This is a genomic window from Mitsuaria sp. PDC51 (assembly GCF_900113225.1).
GTDB lineage: Bacteria > Pseudomonadota > Gammaproteobacteria > Burkholderiales > Burkholderiaceae_C > Roseateles.
Genome location: NZ_FOZE01000001.1, coordinates 302,779 through 327,086 on the forward strand (window position 1 = coordinate 302,779; position 24,308 = coordinate 327,086).

Below are 24,308 nucleotides of genomic sequence, written 5' to 3' on the forward strand. Positions count from 1 at the left end.
GGACGGTTAACGCGCGCTTGACGGATCCGGTGCACAGCGCAGCGGTAAGCAGTTGTTGACCCCTCCCTAGAATCCCGCGTCCCTGCTGACCTTGCGGGGCGTGGAGCAACGATTTGAAGCAATGGATCCTGACTTCCCTGGCGCTGGCGACCCTGGCGACGGGGCTGGGCGCCGGCGAGCCCTCGCTGGCGCAGACGACGACGGCCCCCGTCGCGGTGGCCAACCGGCCGCTGACCCTGGAACAGCTGTTCCGTGCCGAGTCCTATCGCGGGGAGTCCGCCAAGGACCTGAAATTCAGCGCGAGCGGCCGTTACGTCGCTTACCTCTGGAACCCGTTCGGCGAGCCCGGCAGCGACCTGTACGTCCATGACACACAGACCGGCAGGACGGTCCGCGTGAGCTCGCCGGCGCTGATGGCCGTGGTGGAGACGCCGGAGAACCTGGAGCGCTACGCCCGCAAGCTCAAGCAGAAGCGCGACGAGCTGGCCCAGCGCCAGGCCCGCGAGGAGGCGCAGGCCGCCTACCTGCGCGGCGAGCCGGTGGACCTGGATCAATGGGAGCGCCAGGCGATCGCCGATCTGAAGGTGGAGCTGGCCGAGCGCAAGGCGCGCGAGGACGCCCGCAAGGCGGCCGAGAAGGCGGCCTGGGGCGACGCACCGGCCGCCGCCGCGGCGCCGGCCTCGGGCGCGTCCGCGGCGGAGGCGAAGAAGCCGGCCAAGGATCCCAAGGACATGGCGCTCTGGGAGCTGCGCGACGAGCTGAAGAAGAAGCGCGAGCGCGAGAAGCTCAAGCCCGAGGACCTGTACCCCGGCGTCTCGCAGTTCGTGTGGGCGTCCAAGGGCGATGAACTGGTCCTGGCCTATCGCGGCCAACTGCTGCGCTGGAAGGCGGGCGCCGACCGCGCCGAGCCGCTGCTGTCGACCGGCCGCACGCTCAAGCCGGTTGCCTACGCGCCGGACGACCAGTCGCTGATCGTGCAGGACGAGACCCGCGTGCTGCGCGTGCGCCTGGCCACGGCCGGGATCGAGGTGATCAACCGCGAGCTGTTCAACCCGGACGACGAGGACCGCAAGTTCCGCATCGCACAGACCGCGCTGAGCGAGGACGGCCGCTGGATGGCGCTGGTGGCCAACGCGCCGCTGGTGAACGCGGACGGCAAGCCGCTGCCCAAGCCGGGCCGGCAGGTCGAGATCATGAATTACAGCGACCGCTTCGCCACGGCGAAGAAGGTCGATCGCGAGGTCTCCGACGACAAGCGCGGCTTGCCCTCGATGGCGATCTACATCCGCAAGGTGCCGGCCGCCGGCGCGGCGCCGGAGCGCCAGCCCGAACCGGTGTTCACGCACCCGGGCGGCGACGCGTGGTTCGAAATCTCGCCGGTCGTGTGGGCGCGCGACGGCAGCCGCTACGCCTTCACCACCTTCGAGCGTGAGAAGGACCTGCTGCGCGTCTACCTCGGCAAGCCCGGCGACGCCAAGCCGGAGATGGTGCTGGAGCGCCGCGCGCCCATCCACCACGAGCTGGTCAACGTGATGACGCCGTCATTCACGCCGGACTCGAAGCAGCTGGTGCTGATCCTGGCCGACAACGGCTGGCGCCAGCCCTACGCGATGAGCCTGGCGGCGGGCGCCGACCGGTCGGTGACGCCGCTGGTCAAGGGCGAGTTCGAGGCCTTCCAGGTGCTGGGCTTCACGCCGGATGCGAAGACGATGTTCGTCGTGTCCAACAAGGACGACTACGCCGCGATGAATGTCTGGCGCGTCGAGCTCAAGGACGGCCGCATGACGGCGCTGGGCCGCTCGCCGGACTACCACCGCAACGCGGCGGTGGCGCGCAATGGCCAGTGGGCGGCGGCAGTGGCCGGCAACTGGGCCGAGCGTCCCGAGTTGAAGCTGCTGAAGGGACAGGCGGCCGCGTCGGGTGCCGAGCCCGGCAAGCTGCTGACGCAGAGCCACGACCCGGCCTGGGCCCAGGTCGACGTGCTGCGGCCGGAGCGCTTCAGCTTCCGCAACCGCCACGGCGACATGATCCCGGCCTACGTCTTCAAGCCGCTGGGCTGGGCGCCGAGCGACAAGCGCGCCGCCATCGTCTACACCTACGGCGGCCCGCTCAACGATCGCCATTCGGTCGAGACCGACAGCTTCCAGCCGACCGGGTATGTCTTCGCGATGTACATGGCGGCCAAGCATGGCTACGTCACGGTGACGGTGGATCCGCGCGGGCATTCCAACTACGGCGAGAAGTTCGCCGATGCCAACTGGGAGCAGCCGGGCGCGCCGCAGACCGAGGACCTGGAAGACCTGGTCGCCTACATGAAGGCCAACCTGGGTGTCGACGGCCAGCGCATCGGCCTGAACGGCTGGAGCTTCGGCGGTTTCCAGACCCAGTACACGATGTACACGAAGCCCGATCTGTTCGCGGCTGGCATCGCGGGCGCGGGGCCGACGGAATGGGAGAACTACAACAGCTGGTACAGCGGCCGGACCATCGGCAAGGTGGATCGGACCAAGCCGGTGCTGCGCAAGTATTCGCTGCTGCCGCTGGCCAGGCAGCTGAAGAAGCCGCTGCTGCTGGTGCACGGCATGCAGGACCCGAACGTGCTGTATCAGGACACGGTCAACGTGTACCGCGCGCTGCTGGAGTCGGGCAAGGAAGGGCTGGTCGAGCTGTTCCTGGATCCGGATGGGGAGCACGGCCTCGGCGGCGCGGTGAAGCCCGCCGGCTGGCACCGCAAGTACGAGGCGTTCTGGCTGGCGCACCTGGGGGCGGCGCAGCGCAAGTAGGACGCCAAGCCTACCCGTGCCCTGAGCCGCGGATGTCGCCTGTCACGACGCCCGGCCGGCCGCTCACGCCGTCCGGAGCTCGCGGCATCCGCCAGCATCAGGACGGGCACCTGGCTCCCCTGGGCGCGCAGCAGGCGGCACAGGTCCAGCCCGTCAAGCCGGGGCAGCGCCAGGTCCAGGAGTCGGCGAGGGACACCCACCCGCCCGCCTCGCGGCGGGCGGCCCCTCACGGCTTGGCCGACTGGTCGTTGTCGTTGATGCGGCGCAGCTCGCCGCTGCGGCGCGCCTCGTCGAACTGCTGCTTCACGTCCTGGCGTGTGGTCGCCGGCTTCTTGGCCGCGCCGGCCGTGCCAGGCCCCGCGTGGGCACGCGACTCGTGGAAGGCGTGGTCGACGTCGCCGTTGGCGCGCGCGGTCGCCAGCTCCGCCTTGACCTGCGCCCGCGTCTTGGGCCCGCTGGTCTTGACACCCGCGCTCTGGGTCTTCGCGTGGGCGGCCGACTCGTGGAAGGCGTCGCGCTTCGCGCCGGACTTGCGCGCTTCGGTCAGGGCCTGGCGCGCCTGTTCGCGCGTCTTGGTGCTCTTGCCCTTGACGCCGAGCTCTTCCTTGGAGTGCTGACCGTTCTCGTCGAACGCCGCGTCGATGGCGCCGGAGGCCTGCGCGCGGTCGCGCTCGGCCTTGACTTCATCCCGGGTCGGGGGACGCGCGGTCGCGTCTTCGGCATGCGCCCACATCGAGGCACTCGCAGCGGCGGCGGCGAGGATCGACAGCAGGGCCGTCCGGGTCGTGCTTCGAGTGTTGCGGTTCATCACTTTGCTGTTCCTTTCACTTCCTGTCAGACGGCCGGACTCGGCGTGCTGCCTGTCGGACGTCGCACCACTGCGCGGTGCAGGATGAATTCTCAGAACCCGCAATGAACGTCAGCGGCGAGCCCAGTTAATCGAATGTGAGCGAGAGATGAACGGATCATGAAAGCAAGCCCCTGCTTGCGCTGTTCATGTGCTGCTCATGCGCGGTTCATGTCCGGGGCCACCGACGTTCCGCGACGCTCGACGCGCCACCCGTCTCACATTCATGTCGGTCTTGATGACCATGGCCACCGGCGCCGGCTCAACGACAACGATCAGTCGCCGAAGCCGTAAGGCTGCCGCGGGCGCGGGTGAGGACGCAGGACGGGCGACGGCGCGCGCTCAGGGCGCCGCGACCACCGTCTTCACGCGCTCGCCCGGCTTGGGCGGCGCCTCGCCACCGTAACGGCCGTTGAGCAGTTTCAGCTGCGCTTCGGTCAGCACCGAGCTCTTCGCCATCTCGGCGAAGCCGCCCGCCGGATACGGCCGCAGCGCGATCTTCCACGGCCGGGCCTGCTTGCGGTCGTCGGCATTCAGCGCGCGGAAGCTGCCCTCCGCCTGCGCGAGGCCCTCGCGCCGCGCCTGCAGCGCCTGGCCGTCCTTCGCGGCGTAGACCAGCGCGTAGACCGCGCCCTTCGAACTCGTCACCAGCGTCAGCTCGGCGTTGCCGCGCTGGCCCTGTGCGTTGCGACGCACGCCGGCGAAGTGGGTCGCCTTCAGCCCGTTGATCGTCTTCGCGTCGGTGCGGCCCTGCTCGGCGCCCAGGTTGCGCAGGATCTCGTCGTGCGAGTTGCCCGCCTTGGCCGGCACCGGCTGCAGGATCAGCGCCGCGTCGCGCTGCGGGCTCATGACTGTCACCGCGTCATTGCCGTTCTGGATCGCCCAGCCCGCCGGCGCCGTCAGCGCGAAGTCCAGGTCCGGGTGCAGGAACTGCTGTCCCCGCACCAGCCCTTGCGCCGGGCTGTCGCCGAAGACCATGCCCTCGATCGCCTGCAGGAAGGCGGCGCGGTTCTCGTCCACCGCCTGCCCGGCGGTCAGCTGCGAGGCCTCGTCGCGGATGCGCTGCAGGCGCTGCTCGTTGCTCGGGTGCGAGGCCAGCCAGTTGTTGCCCGTCTGCGGCTGGCGGCCCTGTGCCCGCGCCTGGTCGGCGGCGAACTGCTCCTGGTCCTTCAGCACCTGGATCACGTCGACCATGTGCCTGGGGTCGTAGCGGTTGCGCGCCAGGTACTCGGCGCCGAGCTGGTCCGCCTGCAGCTCCTGCTCGCGGCTGTAGGAGGCGATGTAGCCGGCCGCGGCGTTCTGCGAGAGCTGCCCGGCGATGTCCGTCGCGCCGCCCACGCCGCGCGACTCCAGCACCGCGCCCAGCACCGTCGCGGCAAGCACGCCGATGCCGGCGTTCTGCTGGCGCGTCGCCCGCTGCGCGCCGTGGCGCGCGGTCACGTGACCGATCTCGTGGCCCATGACGCCGGCCAGGTCGGCCTCGTTCTCCATGTAGGCCAGGATGCCCCGGGTGACGTAGACGTAGCCGCCCGGCAGCGCGAAGGCATTGACCTCCGGGCTGTCGAGCACGGTGAAATGCCACTCGAGCTCGGCCCGGTGCGACTGCGCGGCGAGCTTGTTGCCCAGCGCGGTGACGTAGGCCTGCAGCCGCGCGTCATCGACGACCGCGTACTCCTTGAGCACGCCCTGGTGGGCCTCGCGGCCGGCGGCCACCTCCTGCTGCAGGCTCATCGCGCTGCGCTCGGTGCGGCCGGAGACCGGGTTGACGACCTGGGTGCCGCAGCCGGCGATCGTCAGCAAGGCGGCGGTGGCCAGCACCGCGAACGGAAAGTGGCGCTTCATCGGATCAACTCGGCGTGACGCAAATTGGGAAAAGGGAAAAGGGAAGGGCGGGACGGCGGGCGTGAGGCCCGCCCGCGGCAAGGCGGGGAGCGCTCAGGTGGCCTGCTGGCGCAGCGTCCACAGCGTCAGGACGCCCTCGGGCACTTCGCGGCTGAGCGCGTCGCGCCAGTGCAGGTCGGTGAGCTTGTCCTGGTCCTCGGCGCTGAGCTGGCTCTCGTCGCCGCCCAGCAGCGCGATCGGCGCCAGCGCGGCCGCGGTCTTGACGTGCTCGAACAGCGGCGCCCAGGCCTCGCCGTCCTGGTCCACGCCGATCATGAAGCCGGTGCACCAGTCCTCGGCATCGACCAGCTGCTGGTCGCCTTCCTCGGCGACGCTGAAGATCGGTTCCCATTCGTCCTGCTTCGACGACCACTGCACCGCCAGGCTGTGCACGTGGCGCAGCAGCAGCAAGGCGATCTTCTTGCGCTGCTTGCCGCTGGCGAAGGGGTCGCCGCCGCCCCACACCGGGCTCATCCATTCGGCGCCGGGCTTGTCGCTCAGCGACAGCGGGCTCAGCAGCTGCGCACTGAGGTAGCCGTCGAGCGCCTCGATGTTCATCGCCGCGTCGTTGTCGATCTCGGACAGGAAGTCGTCGAGGTCCGACAGCTCATCGTCGGTCAGCGGGGTGTATTGCGCCTTGTCGGGCTGGTACTGCGGGAAGTCCATGTCGGATCCTGGAAAGTCGGGCGGAGTCGGGGAAGCGGAGGAGGCGAGGGCCGGCGCTCAGCCGTGGCGGCCGTGACGGCTCTTGGGCTTGCGGCCGTCCATGTCGGTGAGCTGGGTCTTGAGCAGCGCCATCAGGACGCGGGCGTTGGCCTCGGTCATGACCAGCAGCGTGCTGGGTTCGATGCCCTCGACCGGTTCACGCTCCTTGACGAGGGCGTCCACCTTGAAGGTCACCAGGCCGCTGGTGCTGGAATTCGAGGCGGCCTTGAACTTCTGGACTTCGATGTGATGCGTCTTCATGGGGCGTCATTCTCGGCGATGGCGCAGGCGCTGGATACCGGTGACCACGGCCACGACGACGATGCCGGCCAGGATGCCGGTGATCGCGTCGCCGAGCAGTTCGACGAGGGTGCGGGCGAAGCCGCTGGCGCCGAGTGCTTCCACGACATGCTGGATCGCATGATGAAGGAAGGGCGCGCCGTGCGTCAGGATGCCGCCGCCGACCAGGAACATCGCGGCGGTGCCGGCCACCGACAGCGCCTTCATCAGCCACGGCGCCAGCCAGAGCAGCCCGCGGCCCAGCGCCTGCTGCCAGGCCGCGGCCTTGCGGCTGAGCCACAGGCCGGCGTCGTCCAGCTTGACGATGCCGGCGACCAGGCCGTACACGCCGATCGTCATCAGCAGGGCGATGCCGGAGAGCACCAGCACGCGCGTCATGAAGCTGGCCTCGGCCACCGTGCCCAGGGTGATGGCGATGATCTCGGCGGAGAGGATGAAGTCGGTCCGGATCGCGCCCTTGACCTTGTCCTTCTCCAGCGCGGCCAGGTCGATCGCCGGATTCCGGGCGGCCTCGGCCAGCGCGGCCTCGTGGGCGTCGTCGTCGGCGGTGTGCAGCCACTTGTGGGCGAGCTTCTCGACGCCCTCGAAGCAGAGGTAGGCGCCCCCGATCATCAGCAGCGGCGTGACCAGCCAGGGCGCCCAGGCGCTGATGGCCAGCGCCGCCGGCACCAGGATGGCCTTGTTGATCAGGGAGCCCTTGAACACGCCCCAGACCACGGGCAGTTCCCGGTCGGCGCTGACGCCGGTGACCTGCTGCGCATTGAGCGCCAAGTCGTCGCCCAGGACGCCGGACGTCTTCTTGGCGGCCATCTTGGAAAGCAGGGCCACGTCGTCCAGGACCGTGGTGATGTCGTCGAGCAGTGCGAGCAGGCTGGAGGCCATGGCGGAGGTGTCCCGTTCCCTGAGGGTGATGATTTGTGCGAAGCCCGTCTTTGTACCCGAAGCCGGGCCTCAGCTTCGTCGCGGTCTTGCCGGTGGTGGCAAACTCCGACGCCATGAAACGCCGCACCGCCACCCAGCTCTTCGCCGCCGCGCTCGTCGCGGCGTCCGCCACCGCGGTCCACGCCGCCGACGCCGCTGCCGGCGGGCCGGGCCCGTACGACGAACAGGCCGACGCCCGCGCCGACATCAACACCGCCGTCGCCCGCGCTGCCAAGGAGGGCAAGCAGGTGCTGGTGGTCTACGGCGCCAACTGGTGCAAGGACTGCCTGGCGCTGAACAAGGGCTTCGGGCAGGGTCACCTGGGCGGCGCGGTCGACAAGCGCTTCGTCACGGTCAAGGTCAATGTCGGCCGCTTCGACAAGAACGTCGACCTCGCCAACCAGATGGGCGTGACGCTGAAGAAGGGCATCCCCACCGTCGCGGTGCTGGGCGCCGACGGCCAGGTGCTGGGCACGACCAAGGGTGGCGAGCTCGCCGATGCGCGCAACATGGGCGAGGACGCCGTGATGCGGGTGCTGGAGTCGCTGGGCAAGTCCTGAGCGCAGCCTTCGCGGGGCGCGGACCCATGCATAGGCAGGCATCCGGTTCCAGGCTTTGCTGTTGAGTCCTGACCCCCGATAGCGCTCTGGCTATCGACCGGCGACGCGGGCCCCGCGATCAGGGGTCAAGTCTTGCGCCCGTGGCCGCGACAGCGGTCCGGGCGCTTGTCTTTTGTGCGGTCTTCGCCTAGTTATTGGGCATGGCCAGGCCGCTTCGCATCGAGTTCCCCGGCGCCGTTTATCACGTGGCGACGCGTGGTGATGCGTCCGTGTTCGCGGATGACGAGGACAGGCTGGCGATGCTGGGCCTGATCGAGCAGGCCGCCCAGCGCTTCGATGCCCAGGTGCTGGCCTACGGGCTGGGGCGCGAGCATTACGAGCTGCTGCTGTTCACGCGGCAGGCGAATCTGTCGCGATTGATGCGGCATCTCAATGGGGTGTATACGCAGGCGCACAACCGTCGGCATGGGCAGATCGGGCATGTGTTCCAGGGGCGCTTCAAGGCGGTGCTGGTGGATCGGGAGCATCTGCTGCTGGATGCCTGCCGGTATGTGGAGTTGATCGGGCGGCGCGCCGGGTTGGCGTCGTCGCCGGCGGCGTGGCGCTGGAGCAGCCTGCAGGCGCATGCGGGGCTGGTGGCGGCGCCGGAGTGGCTGGAGGTCGAGGGGCTGTGGACCAACGTGCTGGGGCGCGTACCGCAGAACGCGGCGGATCGGCGCAAGGCGGCGCAGCGCTACCAGGCGATCGTGGAGTCGGAACCGGATCTCGATATCTGGGGGCAGTTGCGGCACCAGATCTTTCTTGGGGATGCGGCCTTCGTGCAGCGCACCGTGCGGCAGAGCGAGCATCCGCCTCGTACCCCACGCCCAAGACGCTGGGGCGACTGGCTCAAAGCCTCCGCCAGCCGCGAAGAAGCGCTCTACCGAGCCCACACCGAAGGCGGCCAGTCCATGACTGCTCTCGCCCGCGAACTCGGCTTGTCTGTATCCCGCGTCAGCCGCCTCATCTCCTGCCACGAACGGCAGCGCTAAAAGGCTGCCACTCGTCGTTGCAAATGCTCGCCATAGCCCCGCTATGGCTGCGCTTTGCGCCTAGATTGGCAGCCTTTTAGCGCTGCCGTGGCGGTTGCGAAAAGCCGTGGCGGAAGGCCAGTGGCGGTTGCCGAAGGCCCGTGGTGGGGCGCGACGGAGTCAGTGCAGCGCGTGAGCGGGCGCCGCAGGGCATGCGGCGATCGAGGCGTCGGATTCGGTGGCTTCGTGCCACGCGGCGGTCGTCAGGTCACGGGCTGCGCTCAGCTGATGACAGAGTTCCGCCACGCCCAGACCATCGGCCTCACCTTCCGGCAGCGGCAGCGCCGAGACCTCGCTCGGCAGATCCGCCAGCGCACCCAATAGCTGGAACAGCAACTCCAGATCAGGCGCCGCATCCGGCGTCTGCTGCTGACGCGCCAATCCCAGGCTACGGCACAGGTAGAAGCAGGCATCCGCCGCCTGATCGCACATCGCGTGCGACATCGCGAGCTGCTCCAGCGCCTCGGCACGAGCCGCCTGCGCCGCCGGATCCTCGGAACAATCCGCCAACGCATCCAGCCCGGCAGACGCCGGCGGCACGACTGTCACGTCGTCATCCTGGGGCAGCAGCAGAGCAGCAGTTTTGGAGTTCGCCATAAGGATTCAGCTGGGAACAGCGGGTCAGCCGGTCAACGAAAAGGATCCTAGGGAAGCCGTGGCAAACGCGCCTCCCGCAGCTTGGGGGGAACGCCAACCCGGCAAACGCCGTGGATCTCAATCCCGTGAACTTGTCACACTTCGTGACACGAGTGGCAGAGCTTACGCAGTTCCTGGCCTATTTGGGTGAATCACTTCACCTTCTTGGGGCGGGACCAGCCGGAAATCACGGTTTGTCGGCCGCGCGCCACAGCGAGGCCGCCCGGTTCGACGTCCTTGGTGATGGTGGAACCGCCGCCGATGGTGGCGCCGTCGCCCAGGGTGACCGGGGCCACCAGCACGCAGTTGGAACCGACGTGCACGTCCGCGCCGATGGTGGTGCGGTGCTTGTTGGCACCGTCGTAGTTGGCGGTGATGCTGCCGGCGCCGTAGTTGACCCGCTCGCCGACCGTGGCATCGCCGAGGTAGGCCAGGTGATTGGCCTTGGCCCCCTTGGCCAGCGTGGAGTTCTTGACCTCGACGAAGTTGCCGATGTGGACCTCGGCGCCCAGCTTCGCACCGGGGCGCAGCCGTGCGAAGGGGCCGATGAGCGCGCCCTCGCCGACGCTGGCGCCAGCGGCCTCGCCATCGATGTGGGTGAACTCATGGATGCGGGCGCCGGCGCCGATCGTGGCGTTGCGGATCACGCAGTTGGCGCCGATGCGCACGCCGTCGCCCAGCGTGACCTCGCCTTCGAAGACGCAGTTGACGTCGATCTCGACATCCTTGCCGCAGTGCAGCGTGCCGCGCAGGTCGAAGCGCGAAGGATCGGCCAGGCGCACGCCGGCAGTCATCAAGGCCTCGGCCTGCACGAGCTGGAAGCGGCGCTCCAGGTGCGCCAGCTGGGACGGGCTGTTGACGCCCAGGACCTCGGTCTCGTCCGCGGTCTTCACGCCGACCACCGGCACGCCCTCGGCGACCGCCATCGCGACGATGTCGGTCAGGTAGTACTCGCCCTGCGCGTTCTTGTTGTCGAGCTGGCCGACCCAGCGCTTCAGCGCCTCGGTCGGCGCGGCCATGATGCCGGTGTAGCACTCGCGGAGGCGGCGCTGCTCGTCGCTGGCGTCCTTGTGCTCGACGATGGCCTTGACCTGCTCGCCATCGCGCACGATGCGGCCGTAGCCGGTGGGATCGGCGTATTCGATGGTCAGCAGCACCAGCCGCTCGCCGCCGCAGGCCTCGACCAGGGCACGCGTCGTGGCGGTGCTGATGAGCGGGGTGTCGCCGCTGAGGATGAGCGTGCTGCCGCCGGCCGTGAGCGCCGGGACGGTCTGCTGGATCGCATGGCCGGTGCCCAGCTGCGGCTCCTGACGCACGAAGCGCACGCCTTCGCCACCGATGGCCGCCTCGACCTGGTCGGCGCCGTGGCCGGTGATGACGATGCGCGCGTCCGCCTGCAGGGACGCGGTGTTGGCCAGCACGTGTCGCAGCAACGCGCGGCCGGCCAGCTTGTGGAGCACCTTGGGCAGGCTGGACTTCATGCGGGTGCCCTTGCCCGCGGCCATGACGACGATGTTCAGCGACATAAGAAAAATCGCGGTTCCCTGTTGGAGAGACCGCGATTATCGGGGTCGCCCGCGACGCCCCTGAGGGCGGCGCCGTGACCGGTTGTCGCCGTTTGTTGGCACCGGCGGCGGGCGCCGTCCGCGGCGACCCACCGGGGTCCGGCGCCCGAAGGCCTTACTTGGAAGGCGTCAGCTGCACGCTCACGCGGTGCGGCTCGGGGCGGGTGGCCGGGAAGTCGGCCATCGAGGCCTCGAACAGCGCGCCGAACAGCTCCTTGCCGCCCTCGGTGAAGCCGTCACTGGAGGCGCGGGCCTCGTACAGCGGCTCGTTGGACTTGCGGTCGCGCAGCAGCATGGCGACTTCGCGGTCGTAGCGGCGCTCCATCATCGGGTCCATCGGGTAGGCGTAGCCCCAGCGGCTGTAGTACGGCCGCCAGGCCGGGCCGTAGCGCCAGCCCCAGTAGCTGCCGTTCCAGCGCCACCACAGCGGGTCGTCCCACGGCGCGGTGGCGGTGCGGGTGATGCGGGCACCGAGCGACACCAGCACGTCCGCCGCCTTCGGATCGCTGGCCTCGGTGAAGCCGGCCTTCAGCAGCGCGCCACGGGCGGCGTCCTCGAGCGTCGCCTGACCCGCGGCGTCGCGTTGCTGCGAGGGCAGCCGCTCGAAGGCGAAGGTGCCCGCCTGCCGGGCGGCGGGCCAGGAGCCGAAGCTCTGGGCATCGGCCGAAACGGAATTGAGCGAGGCACACGCGGTGAGCGACAGCACGGCTGCCGCGCCGAGGCTCGCCAGGGCCAGTCGACGATTCAAGGTGAACATGGAAACCTCCAGGTCAAATGCCGCTGACGGTCGTCAGCCGGGGCAGTTGCCGCGCCCGGTGATGACGCCAGTACGCGGCGTGACGGTGCAACGATTGTGGCCTCGCGCGGTTGACCCGTGTGTGGGAGCCGCGTGACGGCACGGTCAATGCGGGGTATCTCTTCGTATGAAAGCGCGAAGCCGGCGTGCGGCATGACTGCTACGGTCGCTGGCCCTCACGCATGAACCGTTGTCACTCCAGCGATGGGCGCTCAGTCATCCGCCGCCGAATAGGCCTCGCCCGCATCGTCCAGCGGTGCCGGGACTTGCCCGGGGCGGACCAGCTTGACCACCCCGGTGGCCGGCGCCGGCGTGCCGCACTGCTCATCCTCATCGAACGCGATGTCCCCGTCGGCGACCGGCGCCCCGGTGGCCTTGATCGTCTGGAACGGGAACAGCTCGCGATCCATCATGTGCGAGGTCACGATGTTCCCCATCGCGGTGAACATGTTGTCGACACGCCCCGGGAAGCGGCGGTCCCAATCCTGCAGCATCGCCTTCACCGTCGCGCGCTGGAGGTTGGGCTGGCTGCCGCACAGGTTGCACGGAATGATCGGGAACTCGCGGTGCTCGGCCCAGCGTTCCAGGTCCGACTCCTTCACATACGCCAGCGGCCGGATCACGACGTTCTTCCCGTCGTCGCTGACCAGCTTGGGCGGCATGCCCTTCATCCGGCTGCCGAAGAACATGTTCAGCATCAGCGTGGTGACGATGTCGTCGCGGTGGTGCCCGAGCGCGATCTTGGTCGCGCCGAGCTCTCCCGCCACGCGGTACAGGATGCCGCGACGCAGCCGCGAGCACAGCGAGCAGGTCGTCTTGCCCTCCGGCACCAGGCGCTTGACGATGGAGTAGGTGTCCTGCTCCTCGATGTGGAAGTCCACGCCGCGCGACTTCAGGTAGGCGGGCAGCACGTCCTCCGGGAAGCCGGGCTGCTTCTGGTCGAGGTTGACGGCGACGATGTCGAACTTGATCGGCGCGCGGTCGCGCAGGTTGATCAGGATGTCCAGCAGCGAGTAGCTGTCCTTGCCGCCGGACACGCAGACCATGACCTTGTCGCCGTCCTCGATCATGTTGAAGTCGGCGATCGCCTGGCCCACCTGGCGATGCAGGCGCTTGGAGAGCTTGTTCATCTCATGCGCGTGCTTCTTGGCCGCGGCGTCGGCGGTGTCCGCGGCTGCCAGGTCGAGGCCTTCAATGGTGGTGGTCGAGTCGGTCATGTTCTGTCCTCAATGTATTCATCAAGCGGGGCCCGCGGAGCCGGCTCTGCCGGGCCGCCAGGCCCGCCCCCTTGAGGGGGCGCGCGTCAGCGCGTAGGGGGTGGGCCTACCAGGTCCCGCATTCGGCGGAGATCGCGACCTGGCAGTCGGGGAAGATTTCGAGCTTGGTCACCTTGATGCGCACGCCCACCACGCCCGGCAGCTTCATCAGCCGGACGCTGAGCTTGCCCAGCAGGGCCTCGAGCAGGTCGGTGTGTTCGGCGGTGCACTCGTCGATGATGATCGCGCGCACGCGGCGGTAGTCCAGCACGTGGCCGATGTCGGCATCGCGCGAGACGATGGTCTGGGCGCCGAGGTTCACTTCGGCGTCGACCTGGATCGGTTGCGGGCCCTCGCGCTCGAAGTCGAGCACGCCGAGGTTGGCGCCGAAGCGCAGCCCGTTGATGTGGATGACCTGGCGGTTGTTGCGGCGCAGCGCGGGCGGCGGCTGCGACTCGCGCAGCGGGCGCAGGAAGGCCTCGATCTGCTTGGCCGCGACGACGCCGTCGCCCAGCGCGGTCTGCACGCAGGGATGCTGGCGGCCGCTGGCGTCGCCGGCGACGAACAGGCCCAGCACGCCGAAGCGCGGTTCGTCGCGGAAGGGCTGCGAGGGCGCGGTGACGCCGGCCCGCTGCAGCGCATCGGCGACCTTGAGCCAGGCGGAGGGCTCGGGCTCGTAACCGAGCAGCACCGCGACATGGTCGAACGCTTCCTCGCCGTGCGCCTTGGAGGTGACGATCACCCCTTCGGCCGAGGCGGTGACCGCGGTCGGCAAGGCCTGCGCGGGACGGCGGCGCAGGCCGGGCAGGCTGTCCAGCTGCTGGACCAGGTGGCTTTGCGCGCGCCACTCGGAGCGCGACCAGAGCGTGACCGCATGGCCGCGACCGGCGAGGTACAGCGCGTTCTCGACGGCGTTGTCGCCGCCGCCCAGCAGCAGCACCTTGCCGGGCGGCAGACGGTCGCGGACGGCCGTCAACTCGACCGCGTCGAGCACCCGGCCATGGCGGTCGCTGGCGGGGTACAGCGGCGCCGGATGGCGCGGCGTCAGGCCGGTGGCGAGCAGCAGCGCGCGGGCGCGCAGCGGGCGCAGGCCGGCCGCGTCGCGTGCGCCGGGGGCGTCGGCGGCATCCGGCGCATTGACGGCGAAGGCCGGGCCGCCGTCGAAGTAGAGCGTCCAGCCCTGTTCCGCCTGCCAATCGAGGTGGTGGATCGTCTGGTCCGTCAGCGCGTGCACGCCGGACTGGGCAGCGACATGGGCCGCGTAGCGCTCGCCCAGCTCGGCCAGCGACTCGCCGGGCGCGCCGAGCAACCAGTCCTGGCGGTACTCGAGCGGGCGCAGGCTGTCGCACAGGCGCGGGGCGCGCTCGATCAGCGCGACGCTCAGGCCCAGCTGGGTCAGCCAGCTGGCGGCGCTGCAACCGGCCGGACCGCCGCCGACGATGGCGGCATCGACGAGCGCGGGCAGGCTGGCGGGCAGGCGGTCGGGCGAGTTCTGGGACATGGGCGGGCGTGGCGTCGGCCGGCGGGGCGCCGGCGCAGGGAGGCCGGTCAGCCCGGCCCGGGCCCGGCGAGGCGGCGTCCGCCATCCCGAGCAAACCGGGGATTATCCCGGATGAGCGCCGGAAACCGCCATCGGGGGCCTTCTGCGGACGCGACGGGGCGCCAGCCGGTGACGCGTGTCACGGCCGACCGGGTCGGATCTCCCGAACGGCCCGCGCGCTCAGAGCACCGCGCTGTCGGCCGCGAGCAGGCCGCGCTCCCGCGCGATCGTGGCCGCCTGGGTGCGGGTGGCGGCGGCGAGCTTGCCCAGGATGCCCTTCATGTGGGTCTTCACCGTGCCGGCCGAGATGTCCAGCGCCAGCGCGATCGCCTTGTTGCTCTTGCCGTCGGCGACCAGGCGCAGCACCTGGCGCTCGCGGCCGGTCAGGCGGCAGCGCGTCATGCTGTCGGCGACGCGCCGGGCGGCGAGCGCGCTCAGGTAACGCGAGCCGCGCGCCAGGTGCCGCACGCCGGCCACCAGTTCCTGCGACGCGCAGCCCAGCTCGACATACCCGTCCACGCCGGCCTCCAGCGCGCTGCGCACGTCCTGTTCGCGGTCGTGGGCGGTGAGGACCATCACCCGCGGCGCGGACGTCTCGCCCGAGCCGGTCGCGCGGTCGGCGTCGTCGCTGGCGCGCAGGGCGGCCAGCGCCATGGCGCGGGCGTAGTCGGCGATGACGACGTCGGTCCGTCGGCCCGCGCGCGCGACGCCGGGCAGCTCGATGCGGTCGTCGAGGACGTCGATGTCCCCCTCGCGCGACAGCAGGCTGGCCAGGCCGGCGGCGACGACGGGGTCGGAATGGGCGACCCGCACCTGGATGCGGGCGAAGGCGGCATGGAACACGGCGGGCGTCCTTTCTACTCGGTCCTGCGGGCCGCGCGCCGAGCGTCGACCCCGGGCGCAAGGGTAGGAGCGCGACGCGGCCGCCGACATCCTGCGTTGGTATAGGTCGGCTCAGCCGGAGGCAGGGGCGGCGACGGCGCGCCGCGGCCTCAGAAGCACTCGTCCAGCAGCAGATGGAACTCGAGCTTGCGTGCGTCCGGCGCGGCGATGCCGTAGGCCGAGAAGAGGACCTCGCCCAGCGACGGACCGAACTCATCGAGGCAGTTGGCCAGGATCGCGAGGTCGCGATAGCGGTCGGCGATGCCGGCGCGGCCGACGTCGATCACGCCGGCCACCTCGCCCTCGGCGCTCATCAGAAGGTTGTCGAGCGAGAAGTCGCCGTGGCTGACGACGCGGTCTTCCTCCAGCGGCAGCAGCTCGCCGAGCGCGCGCCACACCTGCTCGGGCGTCCAGCCCTGGCGCGCGTCGTCGAAGTCGTCGGCGTCGATCAACCCGGCCTCGAGCCGCTGGCGGGCGAGGTCCAGTTGCAGGCGGTGGCTCGCGCTGAACGGGCAGGTCTCCACCGGCAGCGCATGCAGGCGGCGCAGGCAGCGCCCGATCGACGCGACGATCGCCGGCGCGCGATCCGGCGCCGCTTCGAGCCATTCGTAGGCGGTGCGGCCGGGCAGGGCCTGCGTCAGCAGCCAGGCGGTCCCGCCGGTCGCCTCGAAATGCGCGACCGCCGGCACGGGCCAGCGCCCGCTGAGCCAGCGCAGCCGGGCGAATTCATCGACGATGGCTGTTGCGGCTTCCCCATCGCCGTGCTTCAGGTAGAGATCGGGCGAGCCCTCGCGCCGCAGCCGATGCACGAGGGCGCCGGCCTCGCCGACCAGATTGCGGTGCCACTCGCGGCCTGCGAGCGCCCCGGCCAGCGACGGTGGCAGCGAAGGCGCGGAAGCGGGAATCTCACGGAGGTCGTCGGTCTCGGCGTCGTCGGTCATGTCGCGTGAAGGAGAGACGATCGCGCGAGTATCGGCGTGTGGCACGCACAGGACGGAGGACACGGTAGGCGCGCCGCGCAGAGAATCGCCGCCCATGACCGCTCCGACCGTCCCGACCGTCCCGACCGATCCGACCGATCCGACCGATCCGACCGATCCGACCGATCCGACCGATCCGACCGTTCCTCCGGCCTCGATGCGACGTCGCCCTTCGGCGCGACTGCTCGTCCTCGATCCTGAGGGCCATGTGCTGCTCTTCCGCTTCGTGCACAAGACTGGCCCGATGGCGGGTCAGGACTTCTGGGCGACGCCGGGTGGCGGCGTCGAGGACGGCGAGAGCTTCGCCGAGGTTGCGATCCGCGAGCTGCGCGAGGAGACGGGGATCGTCGTGCGCGAGATCGGCGCGGCGATCGCATCGCGCGACTTCGAACTGCTGCTGCCCGACGGCGAACGCGTGTGGGCGCAGGAACGCTTCTTCGTCGTGCGCATCGCCGATCGGCGGCTGTCGCGCGAGGGCTGGACGGCGCTGGAGCGGGACGTGATGGCGGACCACCGCTGGTGGTCGGCGGTGGAACTCGCGTCCACCCCCGCGACGGTGTGGCCGGAGCGCCTGGCCGACCTGCTGCGGACGGTCGAGCGCCGGTAGCGACCGGCTCAGCGACCCGGCGCTCGGCGCTCGAAGTGCAGCATGTCTTCCCACTCGTCGTGGAGCTGGAAGCTGCGCATGGATCGGCCGAACTCGGTGAAGCCGTTGTGTCGCAGGACCTTGAGCGAGCCGAGGTTCCCGGCTCGCGCCTTCGCCTCGATCCGGACCAGGCCGAGCTCGTTGAAGGCCTTGGCCAGCACCAGCTTCACCGCCTCCTTCGCATGGCCGCGGCCATTGGCCCGCTCCGCGATCCGGTAGCCCAGCTCGCACGAATGGAAATGCCTGCGGCGCACATGGCTCAGGTTGATGCGTCCGACGAGCTCGCCATCCGCCTCGCGGATCAGGTACTGGTGGCCGATGTCGGCGGCAGCCTCCCGCAGCGCGGTGACGACGGCGGCCTCGATGCCGCCCGCGTCGTAATAGGCCGGCGGCCGGGCATTGATGTGCGACTCGAAGAACGCGCGGTTGTCGATTTCGAAGCGGCGTAGCGCGACGACGTCGCGCTCGGAGACGGGGTGCAGGCTCAGCATGAGTCAACGGCGGCCGAAGTCGCCGAGCATAGCGGCGTAGCGACCGCGACCGCCGCGCCCGTTCAGCGCTTCATCCGCCGAAACGCCCGCCATCCCAGCAGCACCGCCAGGATCGAGCCATAGACCAGCGGCTCGGCGAAGTTGTTCTTGCCGGCGCGCATCCAGATGAAGTGCATCAGCCCGACGATCGCGATCGCGTACACCAGCTTGTGCAGCGCCTGCCAGCGCGGCGCGCCCAGTGCCTTGATCGCGCGGTTGAACGAGGTCGCCGCCAGCGGCACCAGCAGCAGCCAGGCGGTGAAGCCCATCAGGATGAAGGGCCGCTTGCCGATGTCGCGCAGGATGTCGGCCAAGTCCAGCCCCTTGTCCAGCCAACCGTAGGCCAGCAGGTGCAGGCTGGCGTAGAAGAAGGCGAACAGGCCCAGCATCCGGCGGAAGCGCGCCAGCGCCGGCTGGTTCGTCCAGGTGCGCAGCGGCGTCACCGCCAGCGTGATCCACAGCAGGCGCAGTGCCCAGTCGCCCAGGCCGCGGATCAGCGTCTCGGCCGGGTTCGCGCCCAGCCGCTCGGTGAAGGCGCCGAAGACGTACCAGGCCAGCGGCAGCAGGCACAGCAGGAAAAGCACGACCTTGGCCGCCGGATGCAGCAGCGGATGACGCCTCGCCGGCGCGCGGCGCGCGGCAGCCGGCGCCGTCGCGGAGGTGGACGTGGCAGCGGTGGAAGGGGGAACGGAGGTCATCGGTGGATGCAATGGCGATGGCCGGCGGCGGCGTCCGGTGGCCGCGGTGGGGCCGGGCGGCGCGCCGCGCTCAGAAGTTCTTCTTCAGGTCCATGCCGGCGTACAGCTGCCCGACCTGCGCCTCGTAGCCGTTGAACATCAGCGTCGGGCGGCGCTTGGCGAAGAGGCCGTCCTCGCCGATGCGGCGCTCGGTGGCCTGGCTCCAGCGCGGGTGGTCGACCGTCGGGTTGACGTTGGAATAGAAGCCGTATTCCTGTTGCGCCGCCTTGGTCCAACTGCTCACCGGCTGCTTCTCGACGAAGCGGATCTTGACGATGGACTTGGCCGACTTGAAGCCGTACTTCCAGGGCACCACCAGCCGCAGCGGCGCGCCGTTCTGGTTGGGCAGCACCTCGCCGTACAGGCCGAAGGCCATCAGCGTCAGCGGATGCATCGCTTCGTCGATGCGCAGGCCCTCGACATAGGGCCAGTCCAGCACGCCCGAGCGCACGCCCGGCATCTGCGCCTTGTCGGCCAGCGTCGTGAACTCGACGTACCTGGCCTTGCCGGTCGGCTCCGCCTTCTTCAGCAGCTCCGACAGCGAGTACCCCACCCACGGGATCACCATCGACCAGCCCTCGACGCAGCGCAGCCGGTAGACGCGCTCCTCCATCGGGGCGACCTTGAGCAGGTCCTCCAGGCCGAAGCGGCCCGGCTTGGCGCATTCGCCCTCGATGACCACGGACCAGGGCCGCGGCTTCAGCGTGTGGGCGTTCTCCGCCGGGTCCGACTTGTCGGTGCCGAACTCATAGAAGTTGTTGTAGGAAGTGACATCCTTGTAGGCGGTCAGCTTCTCCATGACGGTGGCGCCCGCGACGGCGCTCTTCGCGCCGGGCAGCTTCGCCAGCTTGCCCGGGCCCGCCGTCTGGGCCTGGACGCCCGCGGACAGGCCGCTCAGGCCGATCCCGGTCAGGCCCAGCGCGCCCGCCGTCTTCAGCCAGTCGCGTCGGGCGTCGTGGACCTCGCGGGGCGTGATCTCGGAAGCGGGGATGCGCTGGCCGTCGCGTGGCTTGTGGAAATGCATGGCTGACCTTCGGGGGGAGGGAAGCCTCGCACCTTACGCCGCCCGCCGCGGGATTTCATGAGATCGCGCTTAAGTCCCCTCGTTCAGGGCCCGGAGGGGACCCGGCGCGTGGCGCGGCCTACCTCGAAAGAAGGAGGGCGGCGTGGACTCCTCGCCCGACGCCGCCCTCGCTCGAATCCGAGCCGCCTTACAGCGTGCCGTAGGAATGCAGGCCCGACAGGAACATGTTGACGCCCAGGAAGGCGAAGGTCGTGACCAGCAGGCCGATCAGCGCCCACCAGGCGCTCACCACGCCGCGCAGGCCCTTCATCAGGCGCATGTGCAGCCAGGCCGCGTAGTTCAGCCAGACGATCAGCGCCCAGGTTTCCTTCGGGTCCCAGCTCCAGTAGCCGCCCCAGGCCTCGGCCGCCCAGAAGGCGCCCAGGATGGTCGCGATCGTGAAGAAGGCGAAGCCCAGCGCGATCGCCTTGTAGGCCAGGTCGTCCAGCGTCGACAAGTCCGGCAGCCGCGCCGTCAGCGGGCCGCGCAGCGCGACGCTCGCCGCCAGGAACACCGCCACGCCGGCCATCTTGCCGGCCCAGCCGTTCAGGCCGGCGGCCAGCTCCGGCGACACGTTCGCGCCGAAGCGGAAGGCCAGCAGCACCGCCACCAGCCCCACCGGCACGCCGATCAGGCCGATCACCAGCGCGCGCGGCGTCGCGGTCTTGAGCAGCGTCGCCAGCGCCACCATCGCCGCCATCGCGAAGCTGCCGTAGCCGATGAAGTTCGCCGGCACATGGATCTTCATCCACCAGCTCTGCAGCGCGGGCACCAGCGGCTGGATCTCATGCGCCTCGCGCGCCACCGTGTACCAGAGCAGGAAACCGACCGCCGCGCTGACCACCAGCATCACGTAGGCGCCCAGCGCGCGCGTGGCGAAGCGCTGCTCGTAGTACAGGTACATCAGCGTCGTCAGCCAGGTGAAGAGCACGAAGACCTCGTAGAGGTTGCTCACCGGGATGTGGCCGATGTCGGGCGCGATCTGGTGGCTCTCGAACCAGCGCACCATCGTGCCGATCAGCGCCATGCCCACCGCACCCCAGGCCAGCCGGGTGCCGATCGCCTCGGCCGCGCTGTGGCCGCCGGCCTTCTGGAAGAAGCCCAGCCAGTAGAAAAGGGTGCTCATCCACACCAGCACGCTCATCCACAGGATCGCGCTCTGGCTGGACAGCATGTACTTCAGGAAGAAGACCTTGTCCGCCGCGGCCAGGTCGGCGCCGAAGTCGTCGGTCTGTCTCAGGTAGAGCTGGATCGCGAACAGGCTGGCCGCGCCGACGATCAGGCACAGCGGCCGCAGCGGCCGCCAGAACCAGCCCAGCGCGATCAGCGCCGGCGCCGCGCCGGCCAGGATGCCCTTCTCGTAGACGTCCATCGACGCGTGATAGCGGCTGAACGCGAAGCCCGCGCCGATCAGCACCAGCGCCGCGAAGATCCAGTCGAACGCATTGCGGCCGTGGAAGTAACCGCGCCGGCCGATCACCAGCGAGCGCTGCGGCGTCGCCTCGGAGGCGCCCGGCAGCTGCGAGGGCAGGGCCGACGACTCGGCGGGGGAGTAGGTGCTGTTCATGTCAGGCCTCCTCATGCAGCAGCCGCTGCTTGAGCGCTTGGAATTCGACGGGCAGGTCGGGCGAATCGCGGTTGCTGGACAGGGCCATGCGGACCCGGGTCTGTTCGCTGCGTCCCGGCGCGGCCTCCAGCCACAGCCACAGCCGCCGCTCCTTGACGTAGAGCATCGCAAACACGCCGACGATCAGCAACACGGCGCCCAGATAGACCAGGGTCTGTCCAGGGGCGCGGGTCACCTGGAACACGCTGGCCTGGACCTGCTGGAAGTCGTCCAGCTGCATCAGGACCGGCGCGGGATAGAACATCGCATCCGACAGCGACAGCACCGCCTGCGTCATGAAGGCCTGGGTCGCGTCGCCGGGCGTCGGCTTGGGACGGCCCAGCTGCTCCTCGGCCTGCTTGTGGAGCTCGAACAGGCTGCCGTTGAGGATGCGCAGCAGCACCTCGGACACGCGGGCGCGCTCGGGCTCGGGCACCTCGCGTTCGATGAACTGCGACAGCGCCGGCAGGCCGCCCAGCGCCGCGCCCTGCGCGGGCGCATCGGCCTTCAGGCCTTCGGCGCCGGCGAACAGGGTTAGCGTGCGCAGCGCCGTGGCCTCGAGCTGCGCCTGCATCGCCGGCTTGTCGGGTGGGCTGGCGCCCAGCGCGTACTGCCGCGCCGCGAGCAGCCGCTGCGCCGGATCGGCCAGCACGCGGCGCAGCGCCAGCCAGCTCTCCATGCTGTCCTTGCTGTCCACCGGCACGCGCAGGTAGCGGAAGTTGTCGGCCAGCGTGTCGCGCACGCCGAGCAGGTAGACCCGGTGGCCCTCCAGCTCCAGCGGCAGCATGTAGTTGTTGTACTCGCGCGCCTGGCCGCTGGCGTCGCGCAGCTTGTAGCTGAAGGACGGGCCGACGTTGCGCAGCGTCTTGCGGTCGCTGACGTTCGCGCCCGAGCCCAGGTGCTGCTCGAGCCGGCCCACCAGGTCGACCTTGCGCACGTCGGTGCCGGCCTGGTCCTTGCCGTCGTTGGCGAAGTTCTCGACGTTGATGACGCGCAGCCCGGTGAACTCCAGGCCGTAGGACTCGCCGTCCACCGTCAGCGTCGTGGTGCCGTTGACCTTGGCGTCCAGCGGCGTGTCGTGCGGCGACTGCAGCGAGCGCAGCTTGAGCTTCATGCCCGAGCCGCCGTCCTCGAAGCTGCTCTGGTAGAGCGTGACGCCGCGGTAGGTGACCGGCTCGTTGACCTTGACGGTCGCCTTCGTCGACGAGCCGTCGCGGCGGTCGTGGATGACGATGTCGCTCGCGAACAGCTTGGGCATGCCGGTCGCGTAGTACTCGACGATGAATTTCTTCAGCTCGACGTCGAAGGGCAGGTCCTGCACCACCACGCCGGTGGGCATGGACAGCAGCGCGGTCGACGAGCGGCTGCCCTCGGGCACGAACAGGTTGCCGCGGAAGCTGGGATTGGACGTGCCCAGCCGGTTGACCGCCGTCATCTGGTTCAGGTCGGCGCCCTGGTAGATCTGCTTGCCCTGCGCCCACATGATCGCGCGCACGATCAGGTTGCCGTCGAGCAGCCCGCCCAGGCAGATCAGCACGATGGCCGAGTGCGCCGCCAGGTAGCCGATCTTGTGCGCCGCGCCCTTGCGCGCGCCGATCATCACGCCGCCGGTGCGCACCTGCGCGCGGGCCTTCCAGCCCTCGGCCGCCAGCCAGGCGTTGACCTGGCCCAGCGCCGCTTCCGGATTCATGTGCAGGTAGCCCAGCGCCTTGAGCTTGAAGGCCTGGATGGACTGCTCCCGCATCGTCTCCTTGTAGGTCTTCAGGTCGCGCAGGATCCTGGGCGTGTGCCGCGCGATGCACAGGCTGGTCGACACGACCAGGAAGCCCAGCATCAGCAGGAACCACCAGGCGCTGTAGACGGTGTAGAGGTCGAGCTTGCCGAACAGCTCCGACCAGAACGGCCCGAACTGGTTGACGTAGTTCGTCATCGGCTGCTGCTGCTGCACCACCGTGCCGATCACGGAGGCGATGCAGATCACCGTCAGCAGCGCGATCGCGAAACGCATCGACGCCAGCAGCTCCATCGCGTCGTCGAGCGCGACACGGGCCGCCACCTGGGCGGCGGGCCGGGGGGGACGGTCGGGGGACTTCTCGGTCATGGCCGGCATTCTCGTTGCCCGGAACGACGAATCGGGCGAGGGCCGGCAAAAACGAAGGCCGGTGATCGGATCACCGGCCTCGTTCGTCGGCACCTGCCCCCAAAGGGGCGTGGCGGAGACGGCCGCTCAGCGCAGGCCGGCGATGTAGTCGGAGACCGCCTTGATCTCGCGGTCGCTCATCTTCGCGGCGATGGCCAGCATCTGTGGGCTGTTGGGCCGGCCGCCAGCGCGGAACGCGGTCAGCTGGGCCTCGGTGTAGTCGCTGTGCTGGCCGCCCAGGCGCGGGTACTGCGCGGGGATGCCGGCGCCGTTGGGGCTGTGACAGCCGGCGCAGGCGGGCACCTGCTTGTCGGCGATGCCGCCGCGGTAGATCTTCTCGCCCAGGGCGATCAGTTCCTTGTTCTTCGCGAAGCCGGGCTTGGCGCCCTTGCTGGCGTAGAAGGCCGAGACGTTGCGGATGTCGGCATCCGACAGCGGCGCGGCCATGCCCGACATCACCGCGTTCTTGCGCTTGCCCGACTTGAACTCGTGCAGCTGCTTGGCCAGGTAGTCGGCATGCTGGCCGGCGATGATGGGATTGGCGGGACTGCCGCGGGAGCCGTCCGCCGTGTGGCAGGCGGCGCAGACTTGAGAGCTGATGGCCTGGCCCTTGGTCAGATCGGGCTTGGTGGCTGCTTGCGGTTCGGCGGCGTTGGCGGCGCCGGACATCAAAACCATACTCGACAACAAGAAAGCGGCAGTCTTCATGAATTGTTGAGGGTTGGGTGAGCGCAACCGTGGGATCTTACAATGGCACCTCTTTTGAGCCCCGCAGCGCGATGACCGATTCCAACAAGAAACCCGCTCCCGCGGCCCCAGGGAAACCCGCAGGCCGTGGTGCGGGACGCGCAGCGGCCCCGAAGA

22 protein-coding genes and 1 pseudogene are annotated in these 24,308 nt (G+C 69.8%); 4 read left to right on the forward strand and 19 right to left on the reverse strand.

Translation table 11 applies throughout. The annotated features are described in order from the left end of the window. Nucleotides 1–113 precede the first annotated feature (113 nt). A complete protein-coding gene (locus BM393_RS01310; protein ID WP_091720542.1) occupies nt 114–2,783 on the forward strand; it encodes a prolyl oligopeptidase family serine peptidase in 2,670 nt (889 codons plus the stop codon). Nucleotides 2,784–3,009: 226 nt separating this feature from the next. Here the strand turns inward: BM393_RS01310 and BM393_RS01315 are convergent, their stop codons facing one another. From BM393_RS01315 to BM393_RS01335, 5 genes are all read right to left on the reverse strand, one after another. After that, nucleotides 3,010–3,591: a DUF4148 domain-containing protein gene (locus tag BM393_RS01315; protein ID WP_091720544.1), complete on the reverse strand. Its 582-nt coding sequence runs from the start codon at nt 3,589–3,591 to the stop codon at nt 3,010–3,012. 381 nt (nt 3,592–3,972) lie between these two features. Next, the gene (locus BM393_RS01320) at nt 3,973–5,472 is read right to left on the reverse strand and encodes a M48 family metalloprotease (RefSeq protein WP_091720547.1); all 1,500 of its coding nucleotides are present in this window, start codon (nt 5,470–5,472) and stop codon (nt 3,973–3,975) included. A 93-nt stretch (nt 5,473–5,565) separates the two neighbouring features. Then, nucleotides 5,566–6,177 (reverse strand): UPF0149 family protein, encoded by a 612-nt coding sequence (locus BM393_RS01325; protein ID WP_091720550.1) that lies wholly within the window; start codon nt 6,175–6,177, stop codon nt 5,566–5,568. A 57-nt stretch (nt 6,178–6,234) separates the two neighbouring features. After that, nucleotides 6,235–6,477: a hypothetical protein gene (locus BM393_RS01330; RefSeq protein ID WP_091720554.1), complete on the reverse strand. Its 243-nt coding sequence runs from the start codon at nt 6,475–6,477 to the stop codon at nt 6,235–6,237. A 6-nt stretch (nt 6,478–6,483) separates the two neighbouring features. Continuing rightward, nucleotides 6,484–7,398 carry a DUF808 domain-containing protein gene (locus tag BM393_RS01335; RefSeq protein WP_091720558.1) on the reverse strand — a complete coding sequence of 305 codons (915 nt, stop codon included), beginning with the start codon at nt 7,396–7,398 and terminating at the stop codon, nt 6,484–6,486. Nucleotides 7,399–7,511: 113 nt separating this feature from the next. Here BM393_RS01335 and BM393_RS01340 point away from each other — a divergent pair, with 113 nt between their 5' ends. After that, on the forward strand, nt 7,512–7,997 hold the full coding sequence (locus BM393_RS01340; protein WP_091724904.1) for a thioredoxin family protein: 486 nt from the start codon (nt 7,512–7,514) through the stop codon (nt 7,995–7,997). 200 nt (nt 7,998–8,197) lie between these two features. After that, nucleotides 8,198–9,028, forward strand: a complete 831-nt coding sequence (locus BM393_RS01345) for a transposase (RefSeq protein WP_091720566.1) — start codon at nt 8,198–8,200, stop codon at nt 9,026–9,028. Between the two features lie 159 nt (nt 9,029–9,187). On the opposite strand, the gene BM393_RS01350 is transcribed toward BM393_RS01345, so the two are convergent. From BM393_RS01350 to BM393_RS01380, 8 genes and pseudogenes are all read right to left on the reverse strand, one after another. Next, a complete protein-coding gene (locus tag BM393_RS01350; protein WP_091720571.1) occupies nt 9,188–9,664 on the reverse strand; it encodes a hypothetical protein in 477 nt (158 codons plus the stop codon). A gap of 191 nt (nt 9,665–9,855) precedes the next feature. Further along, the gene (gene glmU / locus BM393_RS01355) at nt 9,856–11,229 is read right to left on the reverse strand and encodes a bifunctional UDP-N-acetylglucosamine diphosphorylase/glucosamine-1-phosphate N-acetyltransferase GlmU (RefSeq protein ID WP_091720576.1); all 1,374 of its coding nucleotides are present in this window, start codon (nt 11,227–11,229) and stop codon (nt 9,856–9,858) included. Between the two features lie 154 nt (nt 11,230–11,383). Beyond that, complete coding sequence (locus BM393_RS01360; protein WP_091720579.1) at nt 11,384–12,025, reverse strand: DUF4136 domain-containing protein; 642 nt, start codon at nt 12,023–12,025, stop codon at nt 11,384–11,386. Between the two features lie 251 nt (nt 12,026–12,276). After that, a complete protein-coding gene (ttcA, locus tag BM393_RS01365; RefSeq protein WP_091720582.1) occupies nt 12,277–13,281 on the reverse strand; it encodes a tRNA 2-thiocytidine(32) synthetase TtcA in 1,005 nt (334 codons plus the stop codon). Nucleotides 13,282–13,387: 106 nt separating this feature from the next. After that, on the reverse strand, nt 13,388–13,756 hold the full coding sequence (locus BM393_RS26010; protein WP_254783363.1) for a dihydroneopterin aldolase: 369 nt from the start codon (nt 13,754–13,756) through the stop codon (nt 13,388–13,390). A gap of 84 nt (nt 13,757–13,840) precedes the next feature. Then, nucleotides 13,841–14,821, reverse strand: a pseudogene (locus BM393_RS26015) (NAD(P)/FAD-dependent oxidoreductase); the annotation flags it as partial. A 219-nt stretch (nt 14,822–15,040) separates the two neighbouring features. After that, nucleotides 15,041–15,703, reverse strand: coding sequence for a response regulator transcription factor (locus BM393_RS01375; RefSeq protein WP_175538144.1), 663 nt, complete (start codon nt 15,701–15,703; stop codon nt 15,041–15,043). Between the two features lie 149 nt (nt 15,704–15,852). Beyond that, nucleotides 15,853–16,683, reverse strand: a complete 831-nt coding sequence (locus BM393_RS01380; protein ID WP_091720594.1) for an APH(3') family aminoglycoside O-phosphotransferase — start codon at nt 16,681–16,683, stop codon at nt 15,853–15,855. Between the two features lie 94 nt (nt 16,684–16,777). Between BM393_RS01380 and BM393_RS01390 the strand changes: the two genes are divergently transcribed. Then, nucleotides 16,778–17,329 (forward strand): NUDIX hydrolase, encoded by a 552-nt coding sequence (locus BM393_RS01390; protein ID WP_254783164.1) that lies wholly within the window; start codon nt 16,778–16,780, stop codon nt 17,327–17,329. An 8-nt stretch (nt 17,330–17,337) separates the two neighbouring features. Here BM393_RS01390 and BM393_RS01395 read toward each other — a convergent pair whose 3' ends face one another. From BM393_RS01395 to BM393_RS01420, 6 genes are all read right to left on the reverse strand, one after another. Continuing rightward, nucleotides 17,338–17,859 carry a GNAT family N-acetyltransferase gene (locus BM393_RS01395; protein ID WP_091720603.1) on the reverse strand — a complete coding sequence of 174 codons (522 nt, stop codon included), beginning with the start codon at nt 17,857–17,859 and terminating at the stop codon, nt 17,338–17,340. A gap of 62 nt (nt 17,860–17,921) precedes the next feature. Beyond that, nucleotides 17,922–18,596 (reverse strand): sulfite oxidase heme-binding subunit YedZ, encoded by a 675-nt coding sequence (locus BM393_RS01400; RefSeq protein WP_091720606.1) that lies wholly within the window; start codon nt 18,594–18,596, stop codon nt 17,922–17,924. 70 nt (nt 18,597–18,666) lie between these two features. Next, the gene (gene msrP / locus BM393_RS01405; protein ID WP_091720610.1) at nt 18,667–19,659 is read right to left on the reverse strand and encodes a protein-methionine-sulfoxide reductase catalytic subunit MsrP; all 993 of its coding nucleotides are present in this window, start codon (nt 19,657–19,659) and stop codon (nt 18,667–18,669) included. 187 nt (nt 19,660–19,846) lie between these two features. Beyond that, nucleotides 19,847–21,265: a c-type cytochrome biogenesis protein CcsB gene (gene ccsB, locus BM393_RS01410; protein ID WP_091720615.1), complete on the reverse strand. Its 1,419-nt coding sequence runs from the start codon at nt 21,263–21,265 to the stop codon at nt 19,847–19,849. 1 nt (nt 21,266) lies between these two features. Continuing rightward, nucleotides 21,267–23,405, reverse strand: coding sequence for a cytochrome c biogenesis protein ResB (locus tag BM393_RS01415; protein ID WP_254783165.1), 2,139 nt, complete (start codon nt 23,403–23,405; stop codon nt 21,267–21,269). Between the two features lie 126 nt (nt 23,406–23,531). Further along, nucleotides 23,532–24,113 (reverse strand): cytochrome c, encoded by a 582-nt coding sequence (locus tag BM393_RS01420; protein ID WP_404932364.1) that lies wholly within the window; start codon nt 24,111–24,113, stop codon nt 23,532–23,534. Nucleotides 24,114–24,308: the final 195 nt, after the last annotated feature.

Coding starts and splice junctions, on each gene's coding strand:
- BM393_RS01315 (WP_091720544.1), bottom strand. CDS start 3,591: ATGAACCGCAACACTCGAAGCACGACCCGGACGGCCCTGCTGTCGATC.
- BM393_RS01320 (WP_091720547.1), bottom strand. CDS start 5,472: ATGAAGCGCCACTTTCCGTTCGCGGTGCTGGCCACCGCCGCCTTGCTG.
- BM393_RS01325 (WP_091720550.1), bottom strand. CDS start 6,177: ATGGACTTCCCGCAGTACCAGCCCGACAAGGCGCAATACACCCCGCTG.
- BM393_RS01330 (WP_091720554.1), bottom strand. CDS start 6,477: ATGAAGACGCATCACATCGAAGTCCAGAAGTTCAAGGCCGCCTCGAAT.
- BM393_RS01335 (WP_091720558.1), bottom strand. CDS start 7,398: ATGGCCTCCAGCCTGCTCGCACTGCTCGACGACATCACCACGGTCCTG.
- BM393_RS01340 (WP_091724904.1), top strand. CDS start 7,512: ATGAAACGCCGCACCGCCACCCAGCTCTTCGCCGCCGCGCTCGTCGCG.
- BM393_RS01345 (WP_091720566.1), top strand. CDS start 8,198: ATGGCCAGGCCGCTTCGCATCGAGTTCCCCGGCGCCGTTTATCACGTG.
- BM393_RS01350 (WP_091720571.1), bottom strand. CDS start 9,664: ATGGCGAACTCCAAAACTGCTGCTCTGCTGCTGCCCCAGGATGACGAC.
- glmU (WP_091720576.1), bottom strand. CDS start 11,229: ATGTCGCTGAACATCGTCGTCATGGCCGCGGGCAAGGGCACCCGCATG.
- BM393_RS01360 (WP_091720579.1), bottom strand. CDS start 12,025: ATGTTCACCTTGAATCGTCGACTGGCCCTGGCGAGCCTCGGCGCGGCA.
- ttcA (WP_091720582.1), bottom strand. CDS start 13,281: ATGACCGACTCGACCACCACCATTGAAGGCCTCGACCTGGCAGCCGCG.
- BM393_RS01380 (WP_091720594.1), bottom strand. CDS start 16,683: ATGACCGACGACGCCGAGACCGACGACCTCCGTGAGATTCCCGCTTCC.
- BM393_RS01390 (WP_254783164.1), top strand. CDS start 16,778: ATGACCGCTCCGACCGTCCCGACCGTCCCGACCGATCCGACCGATCCG.
- BM393_RS01395 (WP_091720603.1), bottom strand. CDS start 17,859: ATGCTGAGCCTGCACCCCGTCTCCGAGCGCGACGTCGTCGCGCTACGC.
- BM393_RS01400 (WP_091720606.1), bottom strand. CDS start 18,596: ATGACCTCCGTTCCCCCTTCCACCGCTGCCACGTCCACCTCCGCGACG.
- msrP (WP_091720610.1), bottom strand. CDS start 19,659: ATGCATTTCCACAAGCCACGCGACGGCCAGCGCATCCCCGCTTCCGAG.
- ccsB (WP_091720615.1), bottom strand. CDS start 21,265: ATGAACAGCACCTACTCCCCCGCCGAGTCGTCGGCCCTGCCCTCGCAG.
- BM393_RS01415 (WP_254783165.1), bottom strand. CDS start 23,405: ATGACCGAGAAGTCCCCCGACCGTCCCCCCCGGCCCGCCGCCCAGGTG.
- BM393_RS01420 (WP_404932364.1), bottom strand. CDS start 24,113: ATGTCCGGCGCCGCCAACGCCGCCGAACCGCAAGCAGCCACCAAGCCC.